This window comes from Streptomyces naganishii JCM 4654 (assembly GCF_014650575.1).
Lineage (GTDB): Bacteria > Actinomycetota > Actinomycetes > Streptomycetales > Streptomycetaceae > Streptomyces > Streptomyces naganishii.
Window position 1 is genome coordinate 408,727 of record NZ_BMVF01000001.1, and the last position, 19,660, is coordinate 428,386.

Sequence of the window (19,660 nt, forward strand, 5' to 3'; positions counted from 1 at the left end):
CGTGTCCCTGAGTAACGCATCAGAAGCTTAACGTGTTGGCGGTGCGTCCGAAACGGGAGTGACGGGCTCCGCCCCCGCGCCACGGAGGTGCCCAACGCAGCGGCGGGCGAAGCCTGTTGGCGAGGTCGACGAGTGCGACGTACTCGCGTTCGGTGGCCGCGTGCGCGCCGAGCGCGCGGACCGCCTCCGACAGCCGCAGTCGGTCGGGGGCGCGCAGGAACTCCGCGTACTGGATCTCCGCCCGCAGACCGGCCGCCGCGGCCTCCTCCACCTCCAGCCCGGCCACCGCCTCCCGGGCCCGGGCCAGGTCGTCCTCGGCGACCTCGCCGGGCCCGGCCGGCGCGAGCGGCGCGACCAGCAGGCGTACGGCCGCGACGCGCGCCTCGCGCTCGAAGCGGAACTCCCCGGCCAGCCGTTCCGCCGCGTCCACCGCGTCCGCGCGCCGCCCGGTCAGCAGATGCACCCGCGCCAGCCCGAAGCCCGCCGCGCCGAGCGCGGGCGTGGTGGCGAAGACCGTGCCGTAGTGGGACCGCGCGACCTCCAAGTCGTCGTGCCCGCCGCGCAGTTCGGCGCACAGGCCGAGCGCGAGCTGAGGGACCAGCTCGCCCGGCAGCGCTCTTCGTACGTCGGTGAAGTGGCCGGTGGCCAGGGGCGCGTCCCCCCGGGCGAGCGCGATCAGACCCGCGTACCAGGAAGCCAGCCAGTGCCACCCGGGCAGGTCCGCGCACGCCAGGGCCCGCTCTGCCGCCGCGAGGTCCCGCCGGCGCAGCGCGAGCCTGCACTCGGCCAGCGCGTCGCCTGCCGCCCGCGGAACCGGGTCGTCGGGGTCGGAGAGCGGAGCGGGCAGCGCCACCGCCACGTCCGCGGGGGCCGGCGCGGCAAAGGGTGCGGGCATCGACAGCCGCCCCCGGTCGTCGGCGGTGGCGCGGACCCAGTGGGCGAGCGGGCGGGCCGCGCCGAGTCCGCCGTGCAGCGGCTCGGTCATCGAGCCGAACAGCGCCGAGGGACGCGTCACCTGACGGCCCGTCGGCGCGGCCGCCACGATCTGCCGGATCACCCCGCTGAGCTGCTCCCCGAACTGCCGCGCCGAGACGAACCTGCGCCCGGGTACGGCGGTGTCCGTGGCCCGGTCCAGCAGCAGCATCAGCGAGTCCACCCCCGGCGCCGCCCGGTCGGCCCCGTGCGCGCGGCACACCTCCCGCAGCGTCATGCCGAGCCCGTACAGGTCGAAGCCCCCGGTGGGCCGTATGTGCTCCGGATCGCCCTCCGGAGGCGCGTACGCCCTGGTGTACGCGACGACCGGCCCGGTGTCCTTCTCGCGGGAGCGCACCGCGCCGAAGTCGATCAGCCGCACCCGGTCCAGCGGCCCGGCGGGGGACTCCTCGCGGTAGCGGATGATGTTCAGGGGTTTGACGTCGCAGTGCAGCAGGCCCCTGGCGTGCAGGTAGTCGAGCGCTTGCAGGACGCGGATGCCGTGCGCGAGCAGGGTCTCCAGGCGGTCGCCGTCCCGCGCGGAGAGCGGATCGCCCGGCACGTACTCCAGGACCAGGTGCGGGCCCTGGCGCTCGTAGCCGAGGATGCGGACGATGCTGTCGTGCCGCAGCCCGACCAGGACGTCCCGCTCGTGCTCGGCGGTCGCGGCCACCGAGCGGTTGAGCGCCTTGACGACGACATGTGTGCTGAGGTTGCGGTCGTGCGCCAGGTACGCGGCCCCGTAGGCGCCTGAGCCGAGGACGCGCTCCACGGCGTAGCGCCCCGCGATGGTCAGGCCGTGCGGCTGGGCGAAGTCGTAGCGCGTGCCGCAGTGGGCGCAGAAGCCGGCGACGCGGCCCGGCGCGCCGCCCTGCCCGCGCCCGACCGGGCGTCCGCAGCCGGGGTTGGGGCAGAAGCGGTGCTCCTCGGCGACCGGACCGGCCGGCCCGCCCGGGGCGGCGGGCGCCTCGGGCGCGTGTCCGTCGCCCGCCAGGGCCAGGCCGTACCAGGGGTCGGGGCGCACGGGCGCCACCCCGACGCTCGCGCCGCGCCCCGCTCCCCGCCCCGGTCCGGCCTCCCGGCCGACGGCCGGGGCAGGGCCCGGCGGCAGCGGCTCGCGGTCGCACTCGGTGCAGAAGCCGCTGTCGTCCAGCTCGCCCCGGCCACAGTCGGGGCGATTGCACATCCGCATGGCGTCACCCTTCGTCGATCCGGCGGTTGACCTCGTCCACGTAAGCCCTGACCAGCGTCCGGGCCGCGGTGAGGTCGATCGGCACCTCGCGCAGCGCACGCGCGGCGGGCGCGTGCAGCTCAGCGAGCCCGCGGTCCTCCTCGCCGAAGAACCGGGCGGCCCGCACCCGGTGCAGCTCCAGGCTCGTGACGAGGTCCTGGTGGGCCGTGACCATGCGCCGCAGTGCGCGGGCGTAGTGCTCGGACTCCGTACGCGCCCGCTCGGCGCCGTCGTGCAGCGCGGCGAGCTCCGGATTCGGCTCGGTCTTGCGGGCCACCGCCAGGCGCACCCGCAGCCGGGGCGCGGCCGCGTGCGGCAGCCGGGGCGCGCCGAAGAAGTGCGCCCCCCACTCCTGCTGAAGCCGCGCGGCGGCCTCCTCCGCCGCGGCCAGCCGCCCGACCGCCGACTGCGTCTGCGCGGTGCTCACCGGCCGCGCCACGGCGCCGCCGCGCAGCGGCTCCGGATCGAGGGACACGTCGTAGGGCAGGTCGTCCGGCGGCCGGTCCGCGAAGCCCAGCACCAGCCGCATCCCGCGCGAACGGGCCCGCCCGGCCATCGGACCCAGCAGCTCCCGCACGAGCGCGCCGGGGTCGGCGGCCAGGTCGACGCTGCCCACCACCACACACGCGGGCGGCCTGCGGCGCAGCAGCCGGCGCACCACGTCCCGCGTGGATCCGGAGCCCAGCCCGAACCGGCCCGCCAGATAGTCCCGCACCTCCGCCACCGACCGGTCCCGGGCGTCGTAGGCGGCGTCGATGGAGCCGAGCCCGAGGACCGTGTCACCGGGCGCCCCGGTCAGTTCGTCGTCGGAGGCGGCCGCCCGGGCCGCCGGGTCGGCGGTGCGCACCAGGCGCACCAGCCAAGAGGAACCCACCCCGGTCGTGCCGCCGGTGCCGACGACCGCGGTGCCCGTCCAGCCGCCGCTCAGCAGCCGGGTCAGCTCCTGGGTCAGCGCCAGCCGCAGCGGATCCCCCAGCACGTCGCCGGGCGACTCGTCGTGGTACGGGCCCAGCTCGTCGGTGCGGTCGCCGCCGGTGAACTCACCGATCCGGGGCAGGTACGCCAGCACCGACTCGGTGGGCAGCATCCACGCCGCCCGGGCGTCGCCGTCGACGTAGTCGGCCACCACCATGCCGATGACGCGGCCCTCGAACTCGCCGTCGCGCGCCACCACCCCCGCGCCCGAGTAGCCCTTCTCGATCCAGGGGTCGCCCGCGCGCAGCTGCCGCAGCAGGCCCCACTCGCCCTCCCGGCCGCCGGCCCCCGCGAGCTCGGCCTCCGTCCAGATGCCGTACGGTTCCGCCGCCGGGAAGCCGTAGACCCCGACCCTGACCCCGGAGATCGGCACCTTCCACAGCGTGGTCCGGGTGCCGCAGGGGGCCGGCTCGTCCAGCTCCAGCAGGGCCACGTCACCCCGGCGGGTGCCGTCCTCGTGCACCCAGGAGCCGGGTTGTACGCGCGCGGTACGCGTCCACTCCGGGCGGCAGGCCACGCTGGTGATCCGGACGCGGGGGGCGCCGTCCCCGGGCGCGGTGCCCGGTGCCGCGGAGCCCGGTGCCGCCGCGTCCACGGGCGCCGCCCCGGCGTAGCGGACCACGTGTGCGCAGGTCAGCACGTGGCGGTCGTCGAGCAGGACCCCGGCACCGCAGACCGCCCCCCGCTCGTCGTCCACCCTCACCCGCCACGGATCGTCCCTGTGATCGTGCAGCGCCATGTGTTCCAAGGTATGTCAACGACCGCCCCATGAGCCCGAGTTGTCGTCAACGGGCCCTTACGGGCGCGGACGGGGCGTCTCGCGGGGAGGGTGAACACGAGGTGTACGCGAGTTGACGCGAAAAGTGATCGACAGGGCCGGAAGTGTGAGGTGAGACGCACTTTCGGCGTTGAACGCGTGTCGAGTACGTCTCAATACCGTCACCGGCCGAGGTGTTCGCCGCATGCTTGGCGTTTAACTCTACGAGTACAGCGCTACATGGAGGTGCAGGTGAACGGGCGAACGGTGCTCGAGCGCTTTCCCGCCGGCGGTCCACGCGGGTCGTGGCCGGCGGAGGAGTTCGCGCATGCGCGGCGTCTGGAGGGCCTGCCCGCGGAGGTCGTGATGGACCTCGCGACGGACACGTTCCTGGTGATCGTCCGCGGCGAACAGGGCGGTGACGCGACCGCGTGAACGCGGCGGTGCCCGGGTCCCGCGCGCGTGCCCGCGCGGGCGTGTGTCTCGTCCGTGGGGGGTCCCGCGCGGCCGCGCGCAGGGGTGCGTCTCGTTCGTCGGGGGTCCCGCGTGGGTGTGCGTCTCGTGCGGTGACCGTCCCGCGTGGGTGTGCGTCTCGTCCGGTCACCGTCCCGCGTGGGTGTGCCTCTCGTCCGGTCACCGTCCCGGGTGGGTGCGGTGTCAGCCCGGTTCCGGGGCCGGGAGCCGGGTCCTGAACTGTTCCGCCTGGAGCGCGTACAGCTCCGCGTACAGACCGCCGGTGGCCAGCAGCTCGTCCGGCGGGCCGGACTCCACCAGCCGGCCCTGCTCCAGTACGTGCACCAGATCGGCGTGGCGCACGGACGCGAGCCGGTGGGTGATCAGCACGACCGTCTGGCCGCCGTCGGCCAGCCGCCGGATCCGCTCGAAGACCTCCAGCTCGGCCCGGGCGTCCAGCGCCGCGGTCGGCTCGTCCACGATCAGGATGCTGCCGCGCCGGTAGGCGGCCCGCGCGATGCCCAGCCGCTGCCACTGCCCGCCGGACAGCTCGTGCCCCCCGCTGAAGTTGCGCGCCAGCAGGGTGTCCAGCCCGCGGGGCAGGTCGGCCACCACCTCCCCGGCGCCCGCGTCCGCGACGGCGCCCGCCAGCCGCTCCTCCGTGAGCGGCGCCGACGAGCGGCCCACCGCCACGTTGACCCGGGCCGTGAACGGCCAGCGCTTGAAGTCCTGCGCCACCATGGCGACGCGCTCCGCGAGAGCGTGCCGGTCGGCCGTCGCCGCGTCCACGCCGTCCCACAGGACGCGGCCGCTGTCCGGTGTGTAGAGCCCGGCGAGCAGCTTGACCAGGGTCGTCTTCCCCGAGCCGTTCTCGCCCACCAGTGCCACGATGCGGCCGAGCGGGATGCTCAGGGTGACGTCGTCGAGGGCGGGACGGGTCACCTCCTCGCCCGGGTAGCTGAAGGTGACGTTCTCGAAGCGGATCTCGCGCGGGTGCTCGGGCAGCGGCCTGCCGCCGACCGGGATCGCCCGCTCGGCCGCCTCCGCGTAGAGGCGCTGGAGATCACCCACGAAGAGGGCCTCCTCGTGCAGCTGGTTGACCTCCAGGACCAGCGTGTCCAGGCTCGCCGACCCGGTGCGGATCGCGATCACCGCCGTACCGGCCACCGACAGCGCCATCGCCCCCGCCAGCAGCAGCCCGCCCAGCGTCGCGTACGTCGCCACCGTGGCGAGCCCCGTCCAGGCAGCCGCGAACAGCCCCGTGCGGGCCGCCAGCCGGGCCAGCCGCGCCTGCTCCGCCTCCGCCGTCTCCGACATCGCCCGATAGTGGCGCAGCAGGAAGGGGCCCACCCCGTGCACCCGGATCTCCGGCGCGGCCGCCGGCTCGGTGAGCAGCCCGCTGAGCAGGTGCCCCGCGCGGGCGTGCTGGACCCAGATGTGGAAGGACTCGTAACGGCGCCGCGCATTGGTCAGCGCGCTCCAGGCACTCGGCAGCGTCATGGTGACCAGCAGCGGCAGCAGCAGCGGATGCAGCACGGTCAGCACGCCCGCCGCGGCGATCAGCGAGATCATCGCGTTCACCACGCGCGTGCCGTACATGATCATCCGGCGGGCGGAGGCGGCGCCGTACTGCGCGGTGTCCAGCAGCTTGTGGAACGCGTGGTCCTCGATCGCGGCCAGCTCCACCGCCGCCGCCCGCTCCAGGTACAGCTCGGTGGCCACGCGCTCCACCTTCGGCTCCAGCCGGCCGGTCGCGTACGTCGACGCCGCCCGCAGCAGCGCTCCGGCCAGCATCACCGCCGCCATGACCACCAGCGCGGGCACGGCGCCGCGCAGCCGGTCCTGAAGCGCGCCGCCGGCCATCAGGCGGCCCAGCACGCTGTTCACCGCGAGCAGGCTCACCGCCTGTGCGAGGCCGCGCACCGACTCGGCGGCCAGCACGGTCCGCGCGGCCTTCGGATCGGCCTGCCGGGCGAGCCGGAAGCTGGAGGCGAGCAGGCCGGGCAGCCGCCGCAGCATGCCGCGGAAGTTCAGCTCGAGGAAGGCGTCGCGGTGCTGGTTCCAGCCCATGTCGTAGCGCAGGGGGCCGCCGAAGAGCAGACGCTCGGACTCCGACACCTCGGGCCCGTCCGGCGAGCCTGTGCCCCCTCGTCGCATCCTCACTCGTGGCCTCCCGCGATCGGCGACGAACGCCACTATCGCCGGACCGGCCCGCGCGGGGCAGGGCGCGCGACCCGGCAGGAGAAGCGCGCGGGCGCGCGACGGCGGCAGGATCCGGAGGAGAGGTTCTGGCCTAGGCGCTCACGGGGCGGGACCACGCCGGGGTCGTCCCGGTGATCCGGCACAGCGCCAGGTACAGGGGAATCGGCGGGGTGTACGGCACCTTGCCGTCGGGGCGGTGGAGCAGTTCCGGGAGCGCGGCCGAGGAGGCGTCGGGCAGGACCGCGCCGGTGGCGTAGTGCGCGGGGGCGGGCCAGCACAGGGCGTAGTCGGAGTCGGCGGGGACGATCCACCACCAGTGCCTCTCATCGGCGTAGACGCATCCCACGCGGGGCAGCCGGGGCATCAGCAGTGGCCCGAGCTGTGCGGGCACCACCACCGCGTCACAGCCCAGCGGAACCGTCATGCCCTCGGGGACCGCCAGCCGCCGTGGGGCTGCGGGCGTGCCGGGCCGGCCGGACGTGCGCAGGCCGCGTCCCAGACGGACGAGTGTGTCGAGGCTGACCACCCGGCCGCCGGGTCCGGGAACGCGGCTCAGAGCCATACGGTCCCCGTCCGGGCCTGGTGGGGCGCCTGGTGGGGCACGTCCCGGCTGGGGCGGTGCCCGCCCGGTCCGTCGCCGGGACCGGCATCGGGCACGGTGTGGTGGCCGGCGCCGTGACGGGCCTGACGGCGGCGGTCGTCGTTCTCGTCGTCGGGTGCCCGGTGCGGGGCCGGCTTGGGCCGGGCACCCCAGCCGAGATCGTCGCTGACCTCGTGGGGGGCGCACATCGGGTGCGGGGCGTCGGACCCGTGCGGAACGCACATCGTGTGCGGGGCGTCGGACCCGTGCGGAACGCACATCGTGTGCGGGGCGTCCGTCCCGCGCGGAACGCGGATCTCGTGCGGTACGTCCGTCTCGTGGGGCATGCGGATCTCGTGCGGGGCGTCGGTTCCGTGCGGAACGCGGATCTCGTGCGGCGCGGCGGTTCCGTGCGGAACGCCGACCTCGTGCGGCTCGCAGGACTCCGGGGCACCCGGCGCCGCGGCCGCGCGGGGCAGGTCCGCCCAGACCACGAGCCCCGGCCCGTGTTCCTGCGCGCCCCAGGCCCGGCACAGGGCGTCGACGAGGAGCAGTCCCCTCCCGTGCTCCTCCTCCGGCCGCTGCGGCGAGGGATGCGGCTCGCCCGGCGCGCAGCCCTCGTCACGCACGGCTATGCGCACCAGGTCGGCGCCGTCCTGGAGTTCGCAGACGACGCGGGTGCTCGCGGTGTGCACGATGGCGTTGGTGACCAGCTCGGAGACGACCAGGGCCGCCGTGTCACAGGTGTCCTCGCACACCGCCCAGCCGGTCAGCCGGGCCCGGGTCAGACGTCTGGCCTGCGCGGGCGAACCCGGATGCGCGGCCAGTTCGAAGCGGAACCGGCGCCCGGCGTCGGACCCGTGGGGGCCCGCTCCGGTGGGGGCACCGAGGCCGGTGAGGCCCGCGGCGGCGTCTGTTCCTAAGGGCGGGGACGGAATCACGCTTGCCACTATCGCCCCGGCGTGAACACTTGGCAAGTGCCACTGTGAAAAATGCAGAGTGCGGTGTGACGCGGTGGAAGGCCGTGGCACACTGCTCGCAACAGCACGTAGCGCGGCGCCAGTTGGGATCGGCGAGGACCCCTCGGGTCTTCGAAGGGATCTTCGAATGGCGCCGCAGGGCTGTGCAGCCGAAAGGTACCGCTGACCTGCACGGAACCACATGGGGACCGGGCGGTCGCAGCGGCCGGTGGGGGGTCGTCAGCCCCCCTCGTGGGAGCGGGACCATGGCCGGACGGAAGCGGTTGCGAGGATCTCGAAGAAGACCGAAGAGCTCGAAGCCGGCCGAAGAAGACCGAAGAAGACCGAAGCAGACCAAAGAGCACCGAAGAAGAGTCCGAAGAAGAGTCCGAAGAAGCGGGACATGTTGTCGGAGGTGGGGCGTGAGCGAGCCGCGGTCGGCGCCGACCGTCGGGCAGGTCGTGCTCGGCCGACGCCTGCTCGACCTGCGGGAGCGCGCGGGACTCAAGCGTGAGGAGGCCGCCCGCATCCTGCGCGTCGCCCCCGCCACGGTCCGCCGCATGGAGATGGCCGAGGTCGCTCTCAAGATCCCCTATCTCCAACTGCTGCTGAAGGCCTACGGAGTCTGCGACGAAGAGGCCGAGGGCTTCGTGCAACTGGCCGAGGAGGCCAACCGCCCGGGCTGGTGGCAGCGGTTCCACGACATCCTGCCCGGCTGGTTCTCCATGCACGTCAGCCTGGAGGGCGCCGCCTCCCTCATCCGGTCCTACGAGCCGCACTTCGTGCCCGGCCTGTTGCAGACCGAGGACTACGCGCGCGCGGTGCTCGAGTCGGGGGCCGTCGGCCAGACCAGCCCCGAGGAGATCGAGCGCCACGTCGCGCTGCGCATGCAGCGCCAGGAACTGCTCACCCGTCCCGACGCCCCCAGGTTGTGGGTCGTGATGGACGAGACCGTGCTGCGCCGCCCGGCAGGAGGCCCGGAAGTCATGCGTGCCCAGGCCGACAAGCTGCTCGAGGCCGCGAGGCTGCCCAATGTGACGCTGCAGATCGCCCCGTTCTCCTCGGGGCCGCACCCCGGCACGTACGGACCGTTCGTGCTGTTCCGATTCGCCGTGCCCGAACTGCCGGACATGGTCTACAGCGAGTACCTGACCGGCGCCGTCTACCTGGACGCGCGCAGCGAGGTGGCCACCCATCTCGAGGTCATGGACCGCATGGCGGCGCAGGCCGCCACTGCACATCGCACGAAGGAGATCCTCAGGGATTTCCGCAAGGAGCTGTGAATGGATCGCATCACGTCCCAGCCCGACCCGCGCCTCCGCGGTGAGCGGATCCGCGGCGAGCGGATCTACAACGGCATGCCCGCGGCGGAGTTGGGCAGCGAAGGCTGGCACAAGCCGTGGAGCGGCGGCAATGGGGGCAACTGCCTGGAGGCGATGAAGCTGGCCGACGGCCGGATCGCCGTACGGCAGTCCACCGACCCCGACGGGCCGGCCCTCATCTACACCACCGACGAGATGACCGCCTTCATCGAGGGCGCGAAGGCGGGGGAGGCGGACTTCCTCCTGTCCTGAACCGAATCCTTTTTCCTGGCACAACCCCCCTATCTTGGTACTGACTTGATCATTCGCTCTGTTTCGCCCACCCGCCGCACCAGACGCCCATGGAGTGCCTCATGACCGGGACGACCGGCACGACCGGACCCGATCCCCTCGACGCGACCGGTCCCACCGGGACCGGCATCGACACCAGCAGACCGCATCCCGCGCGGATGTACGACTGGTACCTCGGCGGCAAGGACAACTACCCCGTCGACGAGGCGATGGGGCGGCAGATGCTGGCACTCGAACCGCGCGTGCCGGTGATGGCGCGGGTCAACCGGGCGTTCATGCACCGGGCCACCCGCTGGCTCGCCAGGAACGGCGTACGGCAGTTCCTGGACGTCGGCACCGGCATTCCGACCGAACCGAACCTGCACCAGGTGGCCCAGCAGGTCGCTCCCGACGCGCGTGTCGTCTACTGCGACAACGACCCGATCGTCCTCGCGCACGCGGCGGCACTGCTGCGCAGCACGCCCGAGGGCGTCACGGAGTACCTCCAGGCGGACGTCCGCGATCCGGCGACCATCGTCGACGGGGCCAGGAAGATCCTGGACTTCGGCCGCCCGGTGGCCCTCTCGCTCATCGCGCTGCTGCACTTCGTCTCCGACGAGGACGGCGCGCACGAGCTGGTGGGGCGGCTGCTCGCCGAACTCCCCTCGGGCAGCTATCTGGTGATGACCCACGCCACCGCCGACTTCACCCCGGAGGACTCGGCGGCGGCCACCGAGAAGCTCAAGTCGGCCGGCGTCACCCTGGCGCTGCGCTCCCGCGAGCAGTTCACCCGGTTCTTCGACGGACTCGAACTCGTCGAGCCCGGCGTCGAGGTGGTCCACAAGTGGCACCCGGAACTGGGCGAACCGGTGCCGGGCCAGGACGACGGAGTCATCCCGGGCTACGGAGCGGTCGCACGCAAGCCGTGACGAGAGCCGTGCGCAAGCCGTGACGCGAGCCCTGCGCACGGCTGTGCCGCGAGTCATGCGCACGGCTGCGATGCGAGTCATGCGCGGGTCGGGACGGGAGTCGTGCGCGGGTCCTGCGTAAGCCGTACCGCGAGCCGTGCGCAGGCCGCGGCGTGAGCCGTACGTGAGCCGTGGCGCGCGCCGTGCCGCGCGCCGGGTTGCGGGCGGCTAGACCGTCATCGGACGGTCGTACGGCCCGATCGGCGCCGGAAGGCTCGAACTGCCGGTGAGGTGGCGGTCCACCGCGGCCGCCACCGCCCGCCCCTCCGCGATCGCCCACACGATCAGCGACTGACCACGGGCCGCGTCGCCCGCGGCGAACACGCCGGGGACATTCGTCGCGAAGCCCGCGTCCCGCGCGACCGTCCCGCGCGGAGTCAGTTCCAGCCCCAGCTGGTCCACGAGCCCGTCCGCGCGGTCGGGCCCGGAGAAGCCCAGCGCGAGCAGCACCAGATCGGCCGGCAGCCTGCGCTCGGTGCCCGGCAGCGGGCGCCGGGCGGCGTCCACCTCGACCAGGTGCAGCCACCGCACCCGCCCCTCCGCGTCACCGGTGAAGCGGAGCGTCGACGCCGCGAACAGCCGGGCGTCGGCGTCCGCGGCGGGCGCCGTGCGCAGCTCTCCGGCCTCCTGGTGCGCGGCCGACAGCCGGTAGATCTTCGGGTACGTCGGCCACGGCTCGCTGTCCTCGTCGCGCTCCTCGTCCGGCTGGGCGTAGATGTCCAGTTGCGTCACGGACGCCGCGCCCTCCCGTACGGCGGTGCCCAGGCAGTCGGCGCCCGTGTCACCGCCGCCCACGATGACGACGTGCCGGCCGGCGGCGGACAGCGGAGACGCCTCGATGTCGCCCTCGCACACCCGGTTGGCCAGCGGCAGGTACTCCATCGCCTGGTGTATCCCGGACAACTCCCGCCCCGCCACCGGAAGTTCCCGCCACGCCGTGGCCCCGGTGGCGATCACCACCGCGTCGTAGCGGGCCCGCAGCCCGTCGGCGTCCACGTCCCGCCCGACCGCCGTGGACGTACGGAACCTCGTCCCCTCGGCCCGCATCTGTTCCAGCCGCCGCTCCAGGTGGCGCTTCTCCATCTTGAAGGCGGGGATGCCGTAGCGCATCAGCCCGCCGGGCCGGTCGTCCCTCTCGTACACGGCGACCGTGTGTCCCGCGCGGGTCAGCTGCTGGGCCGCGGCGAGCCCGGTCGGCCCCGACCCGATCACCGCCACCGTCCGCCCGGACAGCCGCTCCGGCGGGCGCGGCGGGGTGAAGCCCTCCGCCCAGGCGCGGTCCGCCACCGCGCACTCGACGTTCTTGATGGTGACGGCGGGCTGGTTGATGGCGAGCACGCACCCCGCCTCGCACGGCGCCGGGCACAACCGTCCCGTGAACTCCGGGAAGTTGTTCGTCGCGTGCAGCCGGTCGCTCGCCGCCCGCCAGTCCTCCCGCGAGACCAGGTCGTTCCACTCGGGGATGAGGTTGCCCAGCGGGCAGGCCTCGTGGCAGAACGGCACACCGCAGTCCATGCAGCGGTCGGCCTGCTTGCTGATGATCGGCAGCAGGGCCCCGGGAACGTAGACCTCGTCCCAGTCCCGCACCCGCTCCCCGACGGGCCTGCGGGGCCATTCCTGGCGGGGGGTGGTCATGAAACCCTTGGGATCGGCCATGGCCGTCTCCCTCATGTCCGCGTACGACAGGGCCGTGCGACATCGGGCGGCACCCTTGCGGCCACGATACGTCCCACGGGCCCCACACGCAGAGTCTGCGCCGGCGCCTTCTTCGGCCGAAGCCGAGCTCAGCCGACCTCCGCCTCCGCCCGTGTCCCGGCCCCGGCTCCCGCTCCCGGCCCGCTGTTCGCGTCCGCCCTTGTCCCGGCCCCGGGCTCACGCCAGGAGCGCAGTACCGACTCCACCGCTGGTGCGATCCGCCTTCGCGCCTCGGGGCGCGGCACCCCCGCCATCAGCAGATGGTCGTAGGGCGTCTCCCGGTGCCGTACGGAGGCCGCGACCGCCGAGGTCACCGCGCTCTCGGACAGCGCCCGCCCCGCCGCACTGCGCCCGACCCGCCCGCTGCCGCGCTCCGCCGCGTGGGCCGCGACGGCAAGGGCGCGCTCGGCGGGGCAGCCGGGATACAGCCGCCGGATCTCCGCCGCGAAGGCCTCCACGAACCGCGCGTCCTGCGCGGCCCGCCGCCGAGCGTCCCGCGCCCGCCGCCTGCGGCGCGCCTCCGCGTCCGCCAGGCACCGCCGCTCGGCCCGGGTGAGCGCACCCTCCTCCACCAGCAGCCCCTGACGCTCGTAGCGGCCCTTGCGCCGGTTGAAGCGCACCACCACCGCCCACAGCGTGCTCTCCTCCCGCGCCCTGCGCGTCAGCGCGGTGTCGCCGCGCGGCAGGAACACCAGGTGCCCGAGGTCGGCGCAGTCCGGGCAGCGGGGTGCTCCGTCCTCCAGCACGAGCAGGGCCTGCGGTCCACGACGGCACCGGGCGCAGTACTTGCGCCGCAGCGGCTGGACGACGACAAGTCCCGCGCGGGGCAGGGAAGTCGAGGTCATGCCGGGTTCATTCCCCGGCGTACGCCCCGGCGCACACGACTGCGCGCCCCGTTGGGCGGCCCGCTCCGCGCCCGGCTGGGCGGCCCGCTCCGCGCCCCGCTGGGCGGCCCGCTCCGCGCCCCGCTGGGCGGCCCTGTGCGCCACCGGCCGCACCTGACGCATCATGGGCGCTGTGCGACTGGAAGCGATCACCTGGGAACGGCTCGGCGACCTCCTCGCCGAGCGCCTGCTCGACCTCGAGCCGGGTGACGGCGGCCCCTGGCCGCGCATCGCCTTCGACGGCGCACCGGCGGCCCGCCCCGGCGACCTGGCCGAGCGCGTGTCGCAGGCGCTGCGGGTACGCGGCCGCCCCTCGCTGGTCGTGGGCGCCGAGGGCTTCCTGCGCCCCGCCTCCCTCCGCTACGAACACGGCCACCGCGACCCGGAGTCGTACTACAGCGGCTGGCTCGACACGGGCGCCCTGTGGCGCGAGGTCTTCGGCCCGCTGGAACCCGGCGGCGACGGCCGCGTCCTGCCCGATCTGTGGGACCCGGTCACCGACCGCGCCACCCGCAGTTCCTACGTCCCGCTCCCGCCCGGCGGCCTGCTCCTGCTGCACGGGCCGCTCCTGCTGCGGCACTGGTTCCCCTTCGACCTGACCGTGCACGTACTGCTCTCCCAGGGCGCACTGCGCCGCCGCACCCCCGAACCGGACCACTGGACCCTGCCCGCCTTCGAACGGTACGAGGCCGAAGCCGACCCGGCGGGCACGGCCGACGTGCTGGTCCGCGCCGACGACCCGCGCCATCCGGCCTGGCGCGGTCCACTGGGATGATCGCCGCATGACGCACAGCGCGCACGGAGAAGGCGACGGCTACCTGCTCGACAACCGGCAGACCGAGGCGGGCGAGCGTTTCGACGCCTTCGCCACCCTCTTCGACCCCACGACCTTCCGCCACCTCGAGGCACTCGGCGCCGGACCCGGCCTGCGGTGCTGGGAGGTCGGCGCCGGCGGCACGTCCGTCGTCTCCTGGCTCGCCGAGCGGGTCGGTCCGACGGGCAGGGTCGTCGCCACCGACATCGACACTTCGCTCGTCGCCGCGGCCGCGGGCCCGACGGTCGAGGTGCGCGTCCACGACGTGGGCGCCGAGGAGCCACCGGGGGAGGGCTTCGACCTGGTGCACGCCCGGCTCGTACTCGTCCACGTCCCCGACCGGGAACGGGCGCTGCGGTCCATGATCAGCGCGCTGCGCCCGGGCGGGCGGCTGCTGCTGGAGGACGCGGACCCCGCGCTCCAGCCCCTGCTGTGCCCCGACGAGCACGGCCCGGCGGAGGAACTCGCCAACCGGCTGCGGCGAGGCTTCCGCCGCCTCCTGGCCGACGGCGGCGCCGACCTGTCCTACGGCCGCAGGCTGCCGCGTCTGCTGCGGGAGGCGGGCCTGCGGCAGGTGGAGGCCGACGCGTACTTCCCGGTCGCCTCGGCCGCCTGCACGGCCCTGGAGTCCGCCACGATCCGCCAGATCCGCCCCCGACTGGTCGCCGCGGGCCTGGCCACCGATGAGGAGATCGACCGCCACCTGACCGACATTGCCTCGGCCCCCATGGACCTGACCACAGCCCCCATGATCTCGGCCTGGGGCCAAAGGCCGTAGCCGGCCCCGGCAGCCGGCTTGCAGGCCGCCCGGGGGCAGTGGCTGGCAGTGGCTCTGGGCAGCCGCCACGGACACCGGCGTGGACGGGTACCACCGGCATGAAGTGGTACCACCGGCTTGAAGTGGACCACCCGGCGTGGAGAGGTACCACCGGCGTGGATGGTGCCCGGGCCGGCGATCCCGAACGCCCCGGCGTGCCGCGTGCGCACTGCCGGCTACCGGCGGCCCCGGGGTCAGCCGGGCGGTCGGCCGCCCACCTGGGTCACCGCGAGCCCGCCCGCTCGGCAGCCCGTCCTCGCGGCTTCCTCAGGGGTGGCGCCCCCGAGCAGCGCGGCGAGGAAACCTCCCGTGAAGGCGTCACCGGCACCCGTGGTGTCCCGGGCCGCGGCCGGCACGGCGGGCACGCGGGCGTGCACGGCGCCCGACCGGGCGACGAGCGCTCCCGCCCCGCCCTGCTTGGCCACCACCAGCGGAAAGTGCCTGCTCAGCTTGGCCGCGGCGTCCGCCGGATCGGGCAGACCGGTCAGCAGGCAGGCCTCGTCCCGGCTCGGCAGCAGAACGTCCACACCCTGGGCGAGGGCCAGGAACCGGTCCACGCCCAGCGTGCCGAGGAACCCCGCCGAGGCCGGGTCCAGGCTGACCGGCACCCCACGCGCGCGTGCCGAGGCGACGGCGGCGGACACCAGGGCGCGGCTCGGCGCGGAGAAGAGCAGGTAACCCGACAGGTGCAGCCGGCCCACCCCGTCGAGCAGCCCCTCGGACCAGTCCCCGGGGTCCAGTCGCAGGGACGCCCCGCTGTCGGTGAGGAACGTGCGCTCGGCGGCGGAGGCCCCGTCGACCAGACAGATCACCGTCCCGGTCGGTGCCTTCGGGTCCACCACCAGCCGGGGACGCACCCCGGCGGCGATCAACTCCCGCTCGTGCCAGGCGGCCGAGTCCGCACCCACCCGGCCGAGCAGCCGCACATCAGGGCACCCCTGACGCACCGCCCAGCAGGCCACATTGGCCCCCGCGCCGCCGGGCACGGTCGCAATCGAGGCGATCGTGTCCGTCCCGGCCGCGAGCGGTCCCCGGTGCCGGGCCACGACATCCGTCACAACATCCCCGACGACCAGCAGCCCCGCCCCACCGCGACACCCGCGGCCCGCACACGCGCCGCCGTCCCCGTGCCCCGGACCACGACCTGCGGGTCCACGCCCACCCCCGCTGGCGCCCGCCCCCGCACCGGCGCTCGCTCCCGCACCCGCACCGGCACCCGGGCCCCCGCGCTCCTCCCCGCTCGGACCGCTCGCGGACGCACTGCCTCCGGCCGCGACCCGCAACACCCCGCTTGCGGCAGAAGCCCCGCCCCCGACCGCCGGAGCCCCACCATCGACTGCCGGAGCCCCGTCACCGACCTCCCGGGTCTCGCCCCCATCCCTGGCTGTCCCGTCACCGACCGCCGGAGCCCCGCCCCCGGCCTCCAGGGTCCCGTCCCCATCCCTGCGCGCCCTGTCGCCGCCCCCGGCCGGGGCATGCGGGTCCTCCCCTCCCGGCTGCTCCCCTCCCGAGGTCACGCCCGGGTCCAGGCCGCCGCGATGCGGGCCGCCAGCCGTACGTTGCCGCGCACGGCGGCGAGGTTGGCGCGCAGCGACGCGCCGTCCGTGTGCCGCACAAGGTGGTCGAGCAGGAACGGCGTGACCGCCTGCCCCGTGATCCCCTCGCGCGCGCACGCCTCCAGCGCCTCAGCGAGCACGCGCGCGTGCAGCTCGGGATCCAGCTGCTCGTCCTCGGGCACGGGATTGGCGACGATCAGCGCCGACTCGGGCGCCCGCAGCGCGTTCTGCGCGCGCATCACCTCGGCGACCTCCTCGGGTGTGCGCAGCGTCCAGTCGACGGGGTGCCCCGAGTCGGTCAGGTAGAAGCCGGGGAAGCGGTCCGTGCCGTACCCGGCCACCGCCACCCCGAGCGTCTCCAGCCGCTGCAGGGTCGCCGGCACGTCCAGGATCGACTTGACGCCGGCGCACACCACCGTGATCCGGGTCCGCGCGAGCAGCCCCAGGTCGGCGGACTCGTCCTGCGTCACCGTCCACTCCCGGTGCACCCCGCCGAGCCCGCCCGTGGCGAAGACCCGGATCCCCGCCAGGGCGGCCAGCAGCGCGGTCGCCGACACCGTGGTCGCCCCGCTCGCCCCCGAGGCGACGGCGAGCGGCAGGTCACGGTGACCGAGCTTGCGTATCCCCTCCTCGTTCGCCACCCGCTCCAGCTGCTGCTTGTCCAGGCCGACGTGCGGATGCCCGTCCAGCACGGCGATCGTCGCGGGTACGGCCCCCTCCCGCCGTACCGCGTCCTCCAGCTCCAGCGCCACCTGGAGGTTCCGCGGGCGCGGCAGCCCGTGAGCGATGATCGTGGACTCCAGGGCCACCACCGGACGGCGCGCGGCGAGCGCCTCCCGTACCTCTTCGGACACCACCAGCACGCGCCGGCCTCCCGTCTGTCGCTCTCCCTGTCGCTCTCCCCTCATCTCTGGCGGGCCGCGCCCCCGGCCAAACCCTTGCGGCCGATGCCGCGGGGGCACCAGCCGTGAACACATGACGGACAACACGACACGCCTCGACCACGTCGTCCTGTGGGTGCGCGATCCCGTTGCCGCGGCAGGCTTCTACGAGGAGTCGGTGGGCCTGGAGCCGCTCAGGGTCGCCGAGTTCACCGCCGGCACGGTGTCCTTCCCCTCCGTACGCGTCAACGAGGAGACGATCCTCGACCTCCCGCCGCTCGACATGGCCGAACGCACGAACATGCTCCCCGGCGCCGCCGCCGGCGCGGGCCACCCGGTCAACCACGTCTGCCTGTCCCTGCCCGCCGACGCGTTCGACACGCTGCGCAGCCGCTTGGAGGACGGCGCCGTCCCCGTGTCCGACCTCTCCTACGACTCCTTCGGCGCCCGCGGCCCGGCCAAGCGCAGCTTCTACTTCCGTGACGCCGACGGCAACATCATCGAGGCCCGGCACTACGACTAGCCGGTGGCCGGTTCAGAACAGCGGCTCGGGTAGCACGCCCTCCAGGGCGAGCAGCCTCCGCTTGGTCTCCAGACCGCCGCCGAAGCCGCCGATCCCGCCGTCGCTCTCCACGACCCGGTGGCACGGCACGACGACCGGCAGCGGGTTGGAGCCCATCGCCACGCCCACCGCCTGGGCCGCACCCGGCTGACCCACCCGGCCGGCGAGGTCCCCGTAGCCGACGACCGAGCCGTACGGGACACCGGCCGCGAGCTCGCGCAGCACCTGCCGGTTGAAGCCCGATATGAGGGACCAGTCCAGCGGCAGCTCGAAATCCCGGCGCTCGCCCGCGAAGTACGCCTCCAGTTGGCGTATCGCCTCCGCCAGCAGCGGGGAGCCGGGCTCCTGGACCGGTTCGGCGCCCAGCCGGGACGCCAGCCGGGCCAGCGCCCGGTCGCGCACCGCGTCGGTGGCGTGGAACACGACGTTGACGAGGCCGTCCTCCGTCGCGGCCAGCATCAGGGGCCCGATGCCGGTGCCGACCACGGCCCACACCACGCGCTCCCCGCCCGGTGCCTCCCGCTCGCCTTCCACGTGCCGCTCGCCCTCCACGTGCTCTTCACCCCCCACGTCCTGCCCGCTCCCCTCGTCCCGCTCGTGACTGTCCATGCGACCACGGTACGGGCGACCACTGACAACGCCTCCGACCTGCGAATTCACGGGCGGGGCAGGCGTCACCCGGCACCCCCTGCCCATCGTGGCGGCTCAGGACGAGCGCAGCGCCGCGCGCACCACGTCCGGCTTTCCGGTGATGATCCCGTCGACGCCCTCGCGGGCGGCCGCCCGGGCACGGCCGGCGTCGTCCACTGTCCAGGTGAAGACCTTCAGCGGGTTGTCGTGCGGTCCCCGGAAGGCGTGCACGGTCGAGACGTAGTCGGCGGAGAGCGTGCCGAAGGACGGATTGATCAGGTCCACGAAGCCCGCGTACCGGTGCAGGTCCGCCATGGCCGGACGGCCGAGGAAGGCGGTCCGGACGCCGGGCTTCAGCTCGTGCACCGTGCGCACGCTGTCGGCGCTGAAGCTCTGCACGATCAGCCGGCCCGCCAGGTGCCGGTGGTCGAGCCACCCGTCGTTGCCGAGCACCTTGAGGATCTGCCGCTCGATGCCCGGGTACAGCTGGGGGTTCTTGACCTCCAGGAGCAGCTTCTCGTGGTTGTGCTCGACCCGGCGCATGTACTGGTCAAGCGTCGGTACGCGCGTACCGGCGTACGCGCGCCCGAACCAGCTGCCCGCGTCCAGGCGCGCGACCTCGGCGGCGGTGAAGTCCTTCACCTTCCACGGCGCCCGCCCGGGAAAGACCTGCTTCACGTTCGTGGTCCGCGCCAGGCTGTCGTCGTGGAGGACGACGAGCTCGCCGTCCTTGGTGCGCTGCACGTCGTTCTCCACCCAGGAGAACCCGAGCGCGGCCGCCTTGTCGATCGCGGGCAGCGTGTTCTCGGGGGCGTAGGCGGAGGCGCCGCGGTGGGCGACGACCAGGGGCTGCGGCGTGACGCCGGCGGCCCGGGCCTCCGAGGTGGGCAGCAGCAGGGTGAGCCCCAGGAAGGCCGCGGTCGTGGCGGCAACTACGCGCGCGTGCATGCGTACTCCTCGCGTCGTTCGATCACGTACAGCACCAGACTGACAGCACTGGGTGAGCGACGCGTGGCGGCGGTGTGCGCGCGTCGGTCCCGGACCGACGCGTGTCGCCCAAGTCCGCTCACCGATGCCGCACATGTGGGGCAAGGACGTGTTTCTTTGCCGGAAAATCGTTCGACCATTCCGG

General features: G+C 74.3%; 18 protein-coding genes and 1 pseudogene. 8 read left to right on the plus strand and 11 right to left on the minus strand.

Translation table 11 applies throughout. From position 1 onward, the window contains the following. Positions 1 to 19 precede the first annotated feature (19 nt). The gene (locus IE217_RS01830; RefSeq protein WP_190175880.1) at positions 20 to 2,164 is read right to left on the minus strand and encodes a tetratricopeptide repeat protein; all 2,145 of its coding nucleotides are present in this window, start codon (positions 2,162 to 2,164) and stop codon (positions 20 to 22) included. A gap of 4 nt (positions 2,165 to 2,168) precedes the next feature. Then, a complete protein-coding gene (locus tag IE217_RS01835; RefSeq protein ID WP_190175881.1) occupies positions 2,169 to 3,917 on the minus strand; it encodes a S1 family peptidase in 1,749 nt (582 codons plus the stop codon). A gap of 270 nt (positions 3,918 to 4,187) precedes the next feature. Here IE217_RS01835 and IE217_RS01840 point away from each other — a divergent pair, with 270 nt between their 5' ends. Further along, positions 4,188 to 4,370, plus strand: a complete 183-nt coding sequence (locus tag IE217_RS01840) for a DUF8839 family protein (RefSeq protein WP_190176086.1) — start codon at positions 4,188 to 4,190, stop codon at positions 4,368 to 4,370. 222 nt (positions 4,371 to 4,592) lie between these two features. Here the strand turns inward: IE217_RS01840 and IE217_RS01845 are convergent, their stop codons facing one another. The 3 genes and pseudogenes from IE217_RS01845 to IE217_RS35500 all read right to left on the minus strand — a co-directional run. Then, entirely contained in the window at positions 4,593 to 6,545 is a 1,953-nt protein-coding gene (locus IE217_RS01845) for an ABC transporter ATP-binding protein (protein WP_190176087.1), read from the minus strand. Between the two features lie 136 nt (positions 6,546 to 6,681). Next, entirely contained in the window at positions 6,682 to 7,152 is a 471-nt protein-coding gene (locus IE217_RS01850) for a hypothetical protein (RefSeq protein ID WP_190175882.1), read from the minus strand. A gap of 464 nt (positions 7,153 to 7,616) precedes the next feature. After that, a pseudogene (locus IE217_RS35500) lies at positions 7,617 to 8,147 on the minus strand (ATP-binding protein); the annotation flags it as partial. 404 nt (positions 8,148 to 8,551) lie between these two features. Here IE217_RS35500 and IE217_RS01860 point away from each other — a divergent pair. From IE217_RS01860 to IE217_RS01870, 3 genes are all read left to right on the plus strand, one after another. Beyond that, positions 8,552 to 9,412 (plus strand): Sco1979 family transcriptional regulator, encoded by an 861-nt coding sequence (locus IE217_RS01860; RefSeq protein WP_190175883.1) that lies wholly within the window; start codon positions 8,552 to 8,554, stop codon positions 9,410 to 9,412. Then, a complete protein-coding gene (locus IE217_RS01865; protein WP_190175884.1) occupies positions 9,413 to 9,703 on the plus strand; it encodes a DUF397 domain-containing protein in 291 nt (96 codons plus the stop codon). Positions 9,704 to 9,804: 101 nt separating this feature from the next. Continuing rightward, complete coding sequence (locus IE217_RS01870; RefSeq protein WP_190175885.1) at positions 9,805 to 10,650, plus strand: SAM-dependent methyltransferase; 846 nt, start codon at positions 9,805 to 9,807, stop codon at positions 10,648 to 10,650. Positions 10,651 to 10,857: 207 nt separating this feature from the next. On the opposite strand, the gene IE217_RS01875 is transcribed toward IE217_RS01870, so the two are convergent. Together IE217_RS01875 and IE217_RS01880 are read right to left on the minus strand one after the other, a co-directional pair. Then, positions 10,858 to 12,345, minus strand: coding sequence for a glutamate synthase subunit beta (locus IE217_RS01875; protein ID WP_190175886.1), 1,488 nt, complete (start codon positions 12,343 to 12,345; stop codon positions 10,858 to 10,860). Positions 12,346 to 12,473: 128 nt separating this feature from the next. Next, a complete protein-coding gene (locus IE217_RS01880; RefSeq protein WP_190175887.1) occupies positions 12,474 to 13,229 on the minus strand; it encodes a DUF2293 domain-containing protein in 756 nt (251 codons plus the stop codon). Between IE217_RS01880 and IE217_RS01885 the strand changes: the two genes are divergently transcribed. From IE217_RS01885 to IE217_RS01895, 3 genes are read left to right on the plus strand one after another with little or no spacing between them, the layout of a single operon-like run. Next, a complete protein-coding gene (locus tag IE217_RS01885; protein WP_190175888.1) occupies positions 13,228 to 13,386 on the plus strand; it encodes a hypothetical protein in 159 nt (52 codons plus the stop codon). The two genes, IE217_RS01880 and IE217_RS01885, sit on opposite strands and share 2 nt — an antisense overlap. A 6-nt stretch (positions 13,387 to 13,392) precedes the next feature. Next, positions 13,393 to 14,043, plus strand: a complete 651-nt coding sequence (locus IE217_RS01890) for a nucleoside/nucleotide kinase family protein (RefSeq protein ID WP_190175889.1) — start codon at positions 13,393 to 13,395, stop codon at positions 14,041 to 14,043. Positions 14,044 to 14,050: 7 nt separating this feature from the next. Continuing rightward, a complete protein-coding gene (locus tag IE217_RS01895; protein WP_190175890.1) occupies positions 14,051 to 14,860 on the plus strand; it encodes a methyltransferase domain-containing protein in 810 nt (269 codons plus the stop codon). A gap of 233 nt (positions 14,861 to 15,093) precedes the next feature. Here the strand turns inward: IE217_RS01895 and IE217_RS01900 are convergent, their stop codons facing one another. Both IE217_RS01900 and IE217_RS01905 read right to left on the minus strand, forming a co-directional pair. Then, entirely contained in the window at positions 15,094 to 15,978 is an 885-nt protein-coding gene (locus IE217_RS01900) for a carbohydrate kinase family protein (RefSeq protein WP_190176088.1), read from the minus strand. A gap of 434 nt (positions 15,979 to 16,412) precedes the next feature. Beyond that, positions 16,413 to 17,318 carry a pseudouridine-5'-phosphate glycosidase gene (locus IE217_RS01905; RefSeq protein WP_190175891.1) on the minus strand — a complete coding sequence of 302 codons (906 nt, stop codon included), beginning with the start codon at positions 17,316 to 17,318 and terminating at the stop codon, positions 16,413 to 16,415. A gap of 112 nt (positions 17,319 to 17,430) precedes the next feature. Between IE217_RS01905 and IE217_RS01910 the strand changes: the two genes are divergently transcribed. Next, entirely contained in the window at positions 17,431 to 17,859 is a 429-nt protein-coding gene (locus IE217_RS01910; protein WP_190175892.1) for a VOC family protein, read from the plus strand. Positions 17,860 to 17,871: 12 nt separating this feature from the next. Here the strand turns inward: IE217_RS01910 and IE217_RS01915 are convergent, their stop codons facing one another. Together IE217_RS01915 and IE217_RS01920 are read right to left on the minus strand one after the other, a co-directional pair. Beyond that, the gene (locus IE217_RS01915; protein WP_373297950.1) at positions 17,872 to 18,393 is read right to left on the minus strand and encodes a methylated-DNA--[protein]-cysteine S-methyltransferase; all 522 of its coding nucleotides are present in this window, start codon (positions 18,391 to 18,393) and stop codon (positions 17,872 to 17,874) included. Between the two features lie 210 nt (positions 18,394 to 18,603). Then, entirely contained in the window at positions 18,604 to 19,476 is an 873-nt protein-coding gene (locus tag IE217_RS01920) for a glycerophosphodiester phosphodiesterase (protein ID WP_190175894.1), read from the minus strand. Positions 19,477 to 19,660: the final 184 nt, after the last annotated feature.

Bases quoted from the DNA above. Each gene is read 5' to 3' on its own strand.
- IE217_RS01895 (WP_190175890.1), top strand. From the start codon at position 14,051: ATGACGCACAGCGCGCACGGAGAAGGCGACGGCTACCTGCTCGACAAC.
- IE217_RS01880 (WP_190175887.1), bottom strand. From the start codon at position 13,229: ATGACCTCGACTTCCCTGCCCCGCGCGGGACTTGTCGTCGTCCAGCCG.
- IE217_RS01870 (WP_190175885.1), top strand. From the start codon at position 9,805: ATGACCGGGACGACCGGCACGACCGGACCCGATCCCCTCGACGCGACC.
- IE217_RS01920 (WP_190175894.1), bottom strand. From the start codon at position 19,476: ATGCACGCGCGCGTAGTTGCCGCCACGACCGCGGCCTTCCTGGGGCTC.
- IE217_RS01830 (WP_190175880.1), bottom strand. From the start codon at position 2,164: ATGCGGATGTGCAATCGCCCCGACTGTGGCCGGGGCGAGCTGGACGAC.
- IE217_RS01850 (WP_190175882.1), bottom strand. From the start codon at position 7,152: ATGGCTCTGAGCCGCGTTCCCGGACCCGGCGGCCGGGTGGTCAGCCTC.
- IE217_RS01885 (WP_190175888.1), top strand. From the start codon at position 13,228: ATGCCGGGTTCATTCCCCGGCGTACGCCCCGGCGCACACGACTGCGCG.
- IE217_RS01865 (WP_190175884.1), top strand. From the start codon at position 9,413: ATGGATCGCATCACGTCCCAGCCCGACCCGCGCCTCCGCGGTGAGCGG.
- IE217_RS01835 (WP_190175881.1), bottom strand. From the start codon at position 3,917: ATGGCGCTGCACGATCACAGGGACGATCCGTGGCGGGTGAGGGTGGAC.
- IE217_RS01910 (WP_190175892.1), top strand. From the start codon at position 17,431: ATGACGGACAACACGACACGCCTCGACCACGTCGTCCTGTGGGTGCGC.
- IE217_RS01890 (WP_190175889.1), top strand. From the start codon at position 13,393: ATGGGCGCTGTGCGACTGGAAGCGATCACCTGGGAACGGCTCGGCGAC.
- IE217_RS01845 (WP_190176087.1), bottom strand. From the start codon at position 6,545: ATGCGACGAGGGGGCACAGGCTCGCCGGACGGGCCCGAGGTGTCGGAG.
- IE217_RS01875 (WP_190175886.1), bottom strand. From the start codon at position 12,345: ATGGCCGATCCCAAGGGTTTCATGACCACCCCCCGCCAGGAATGGCCC.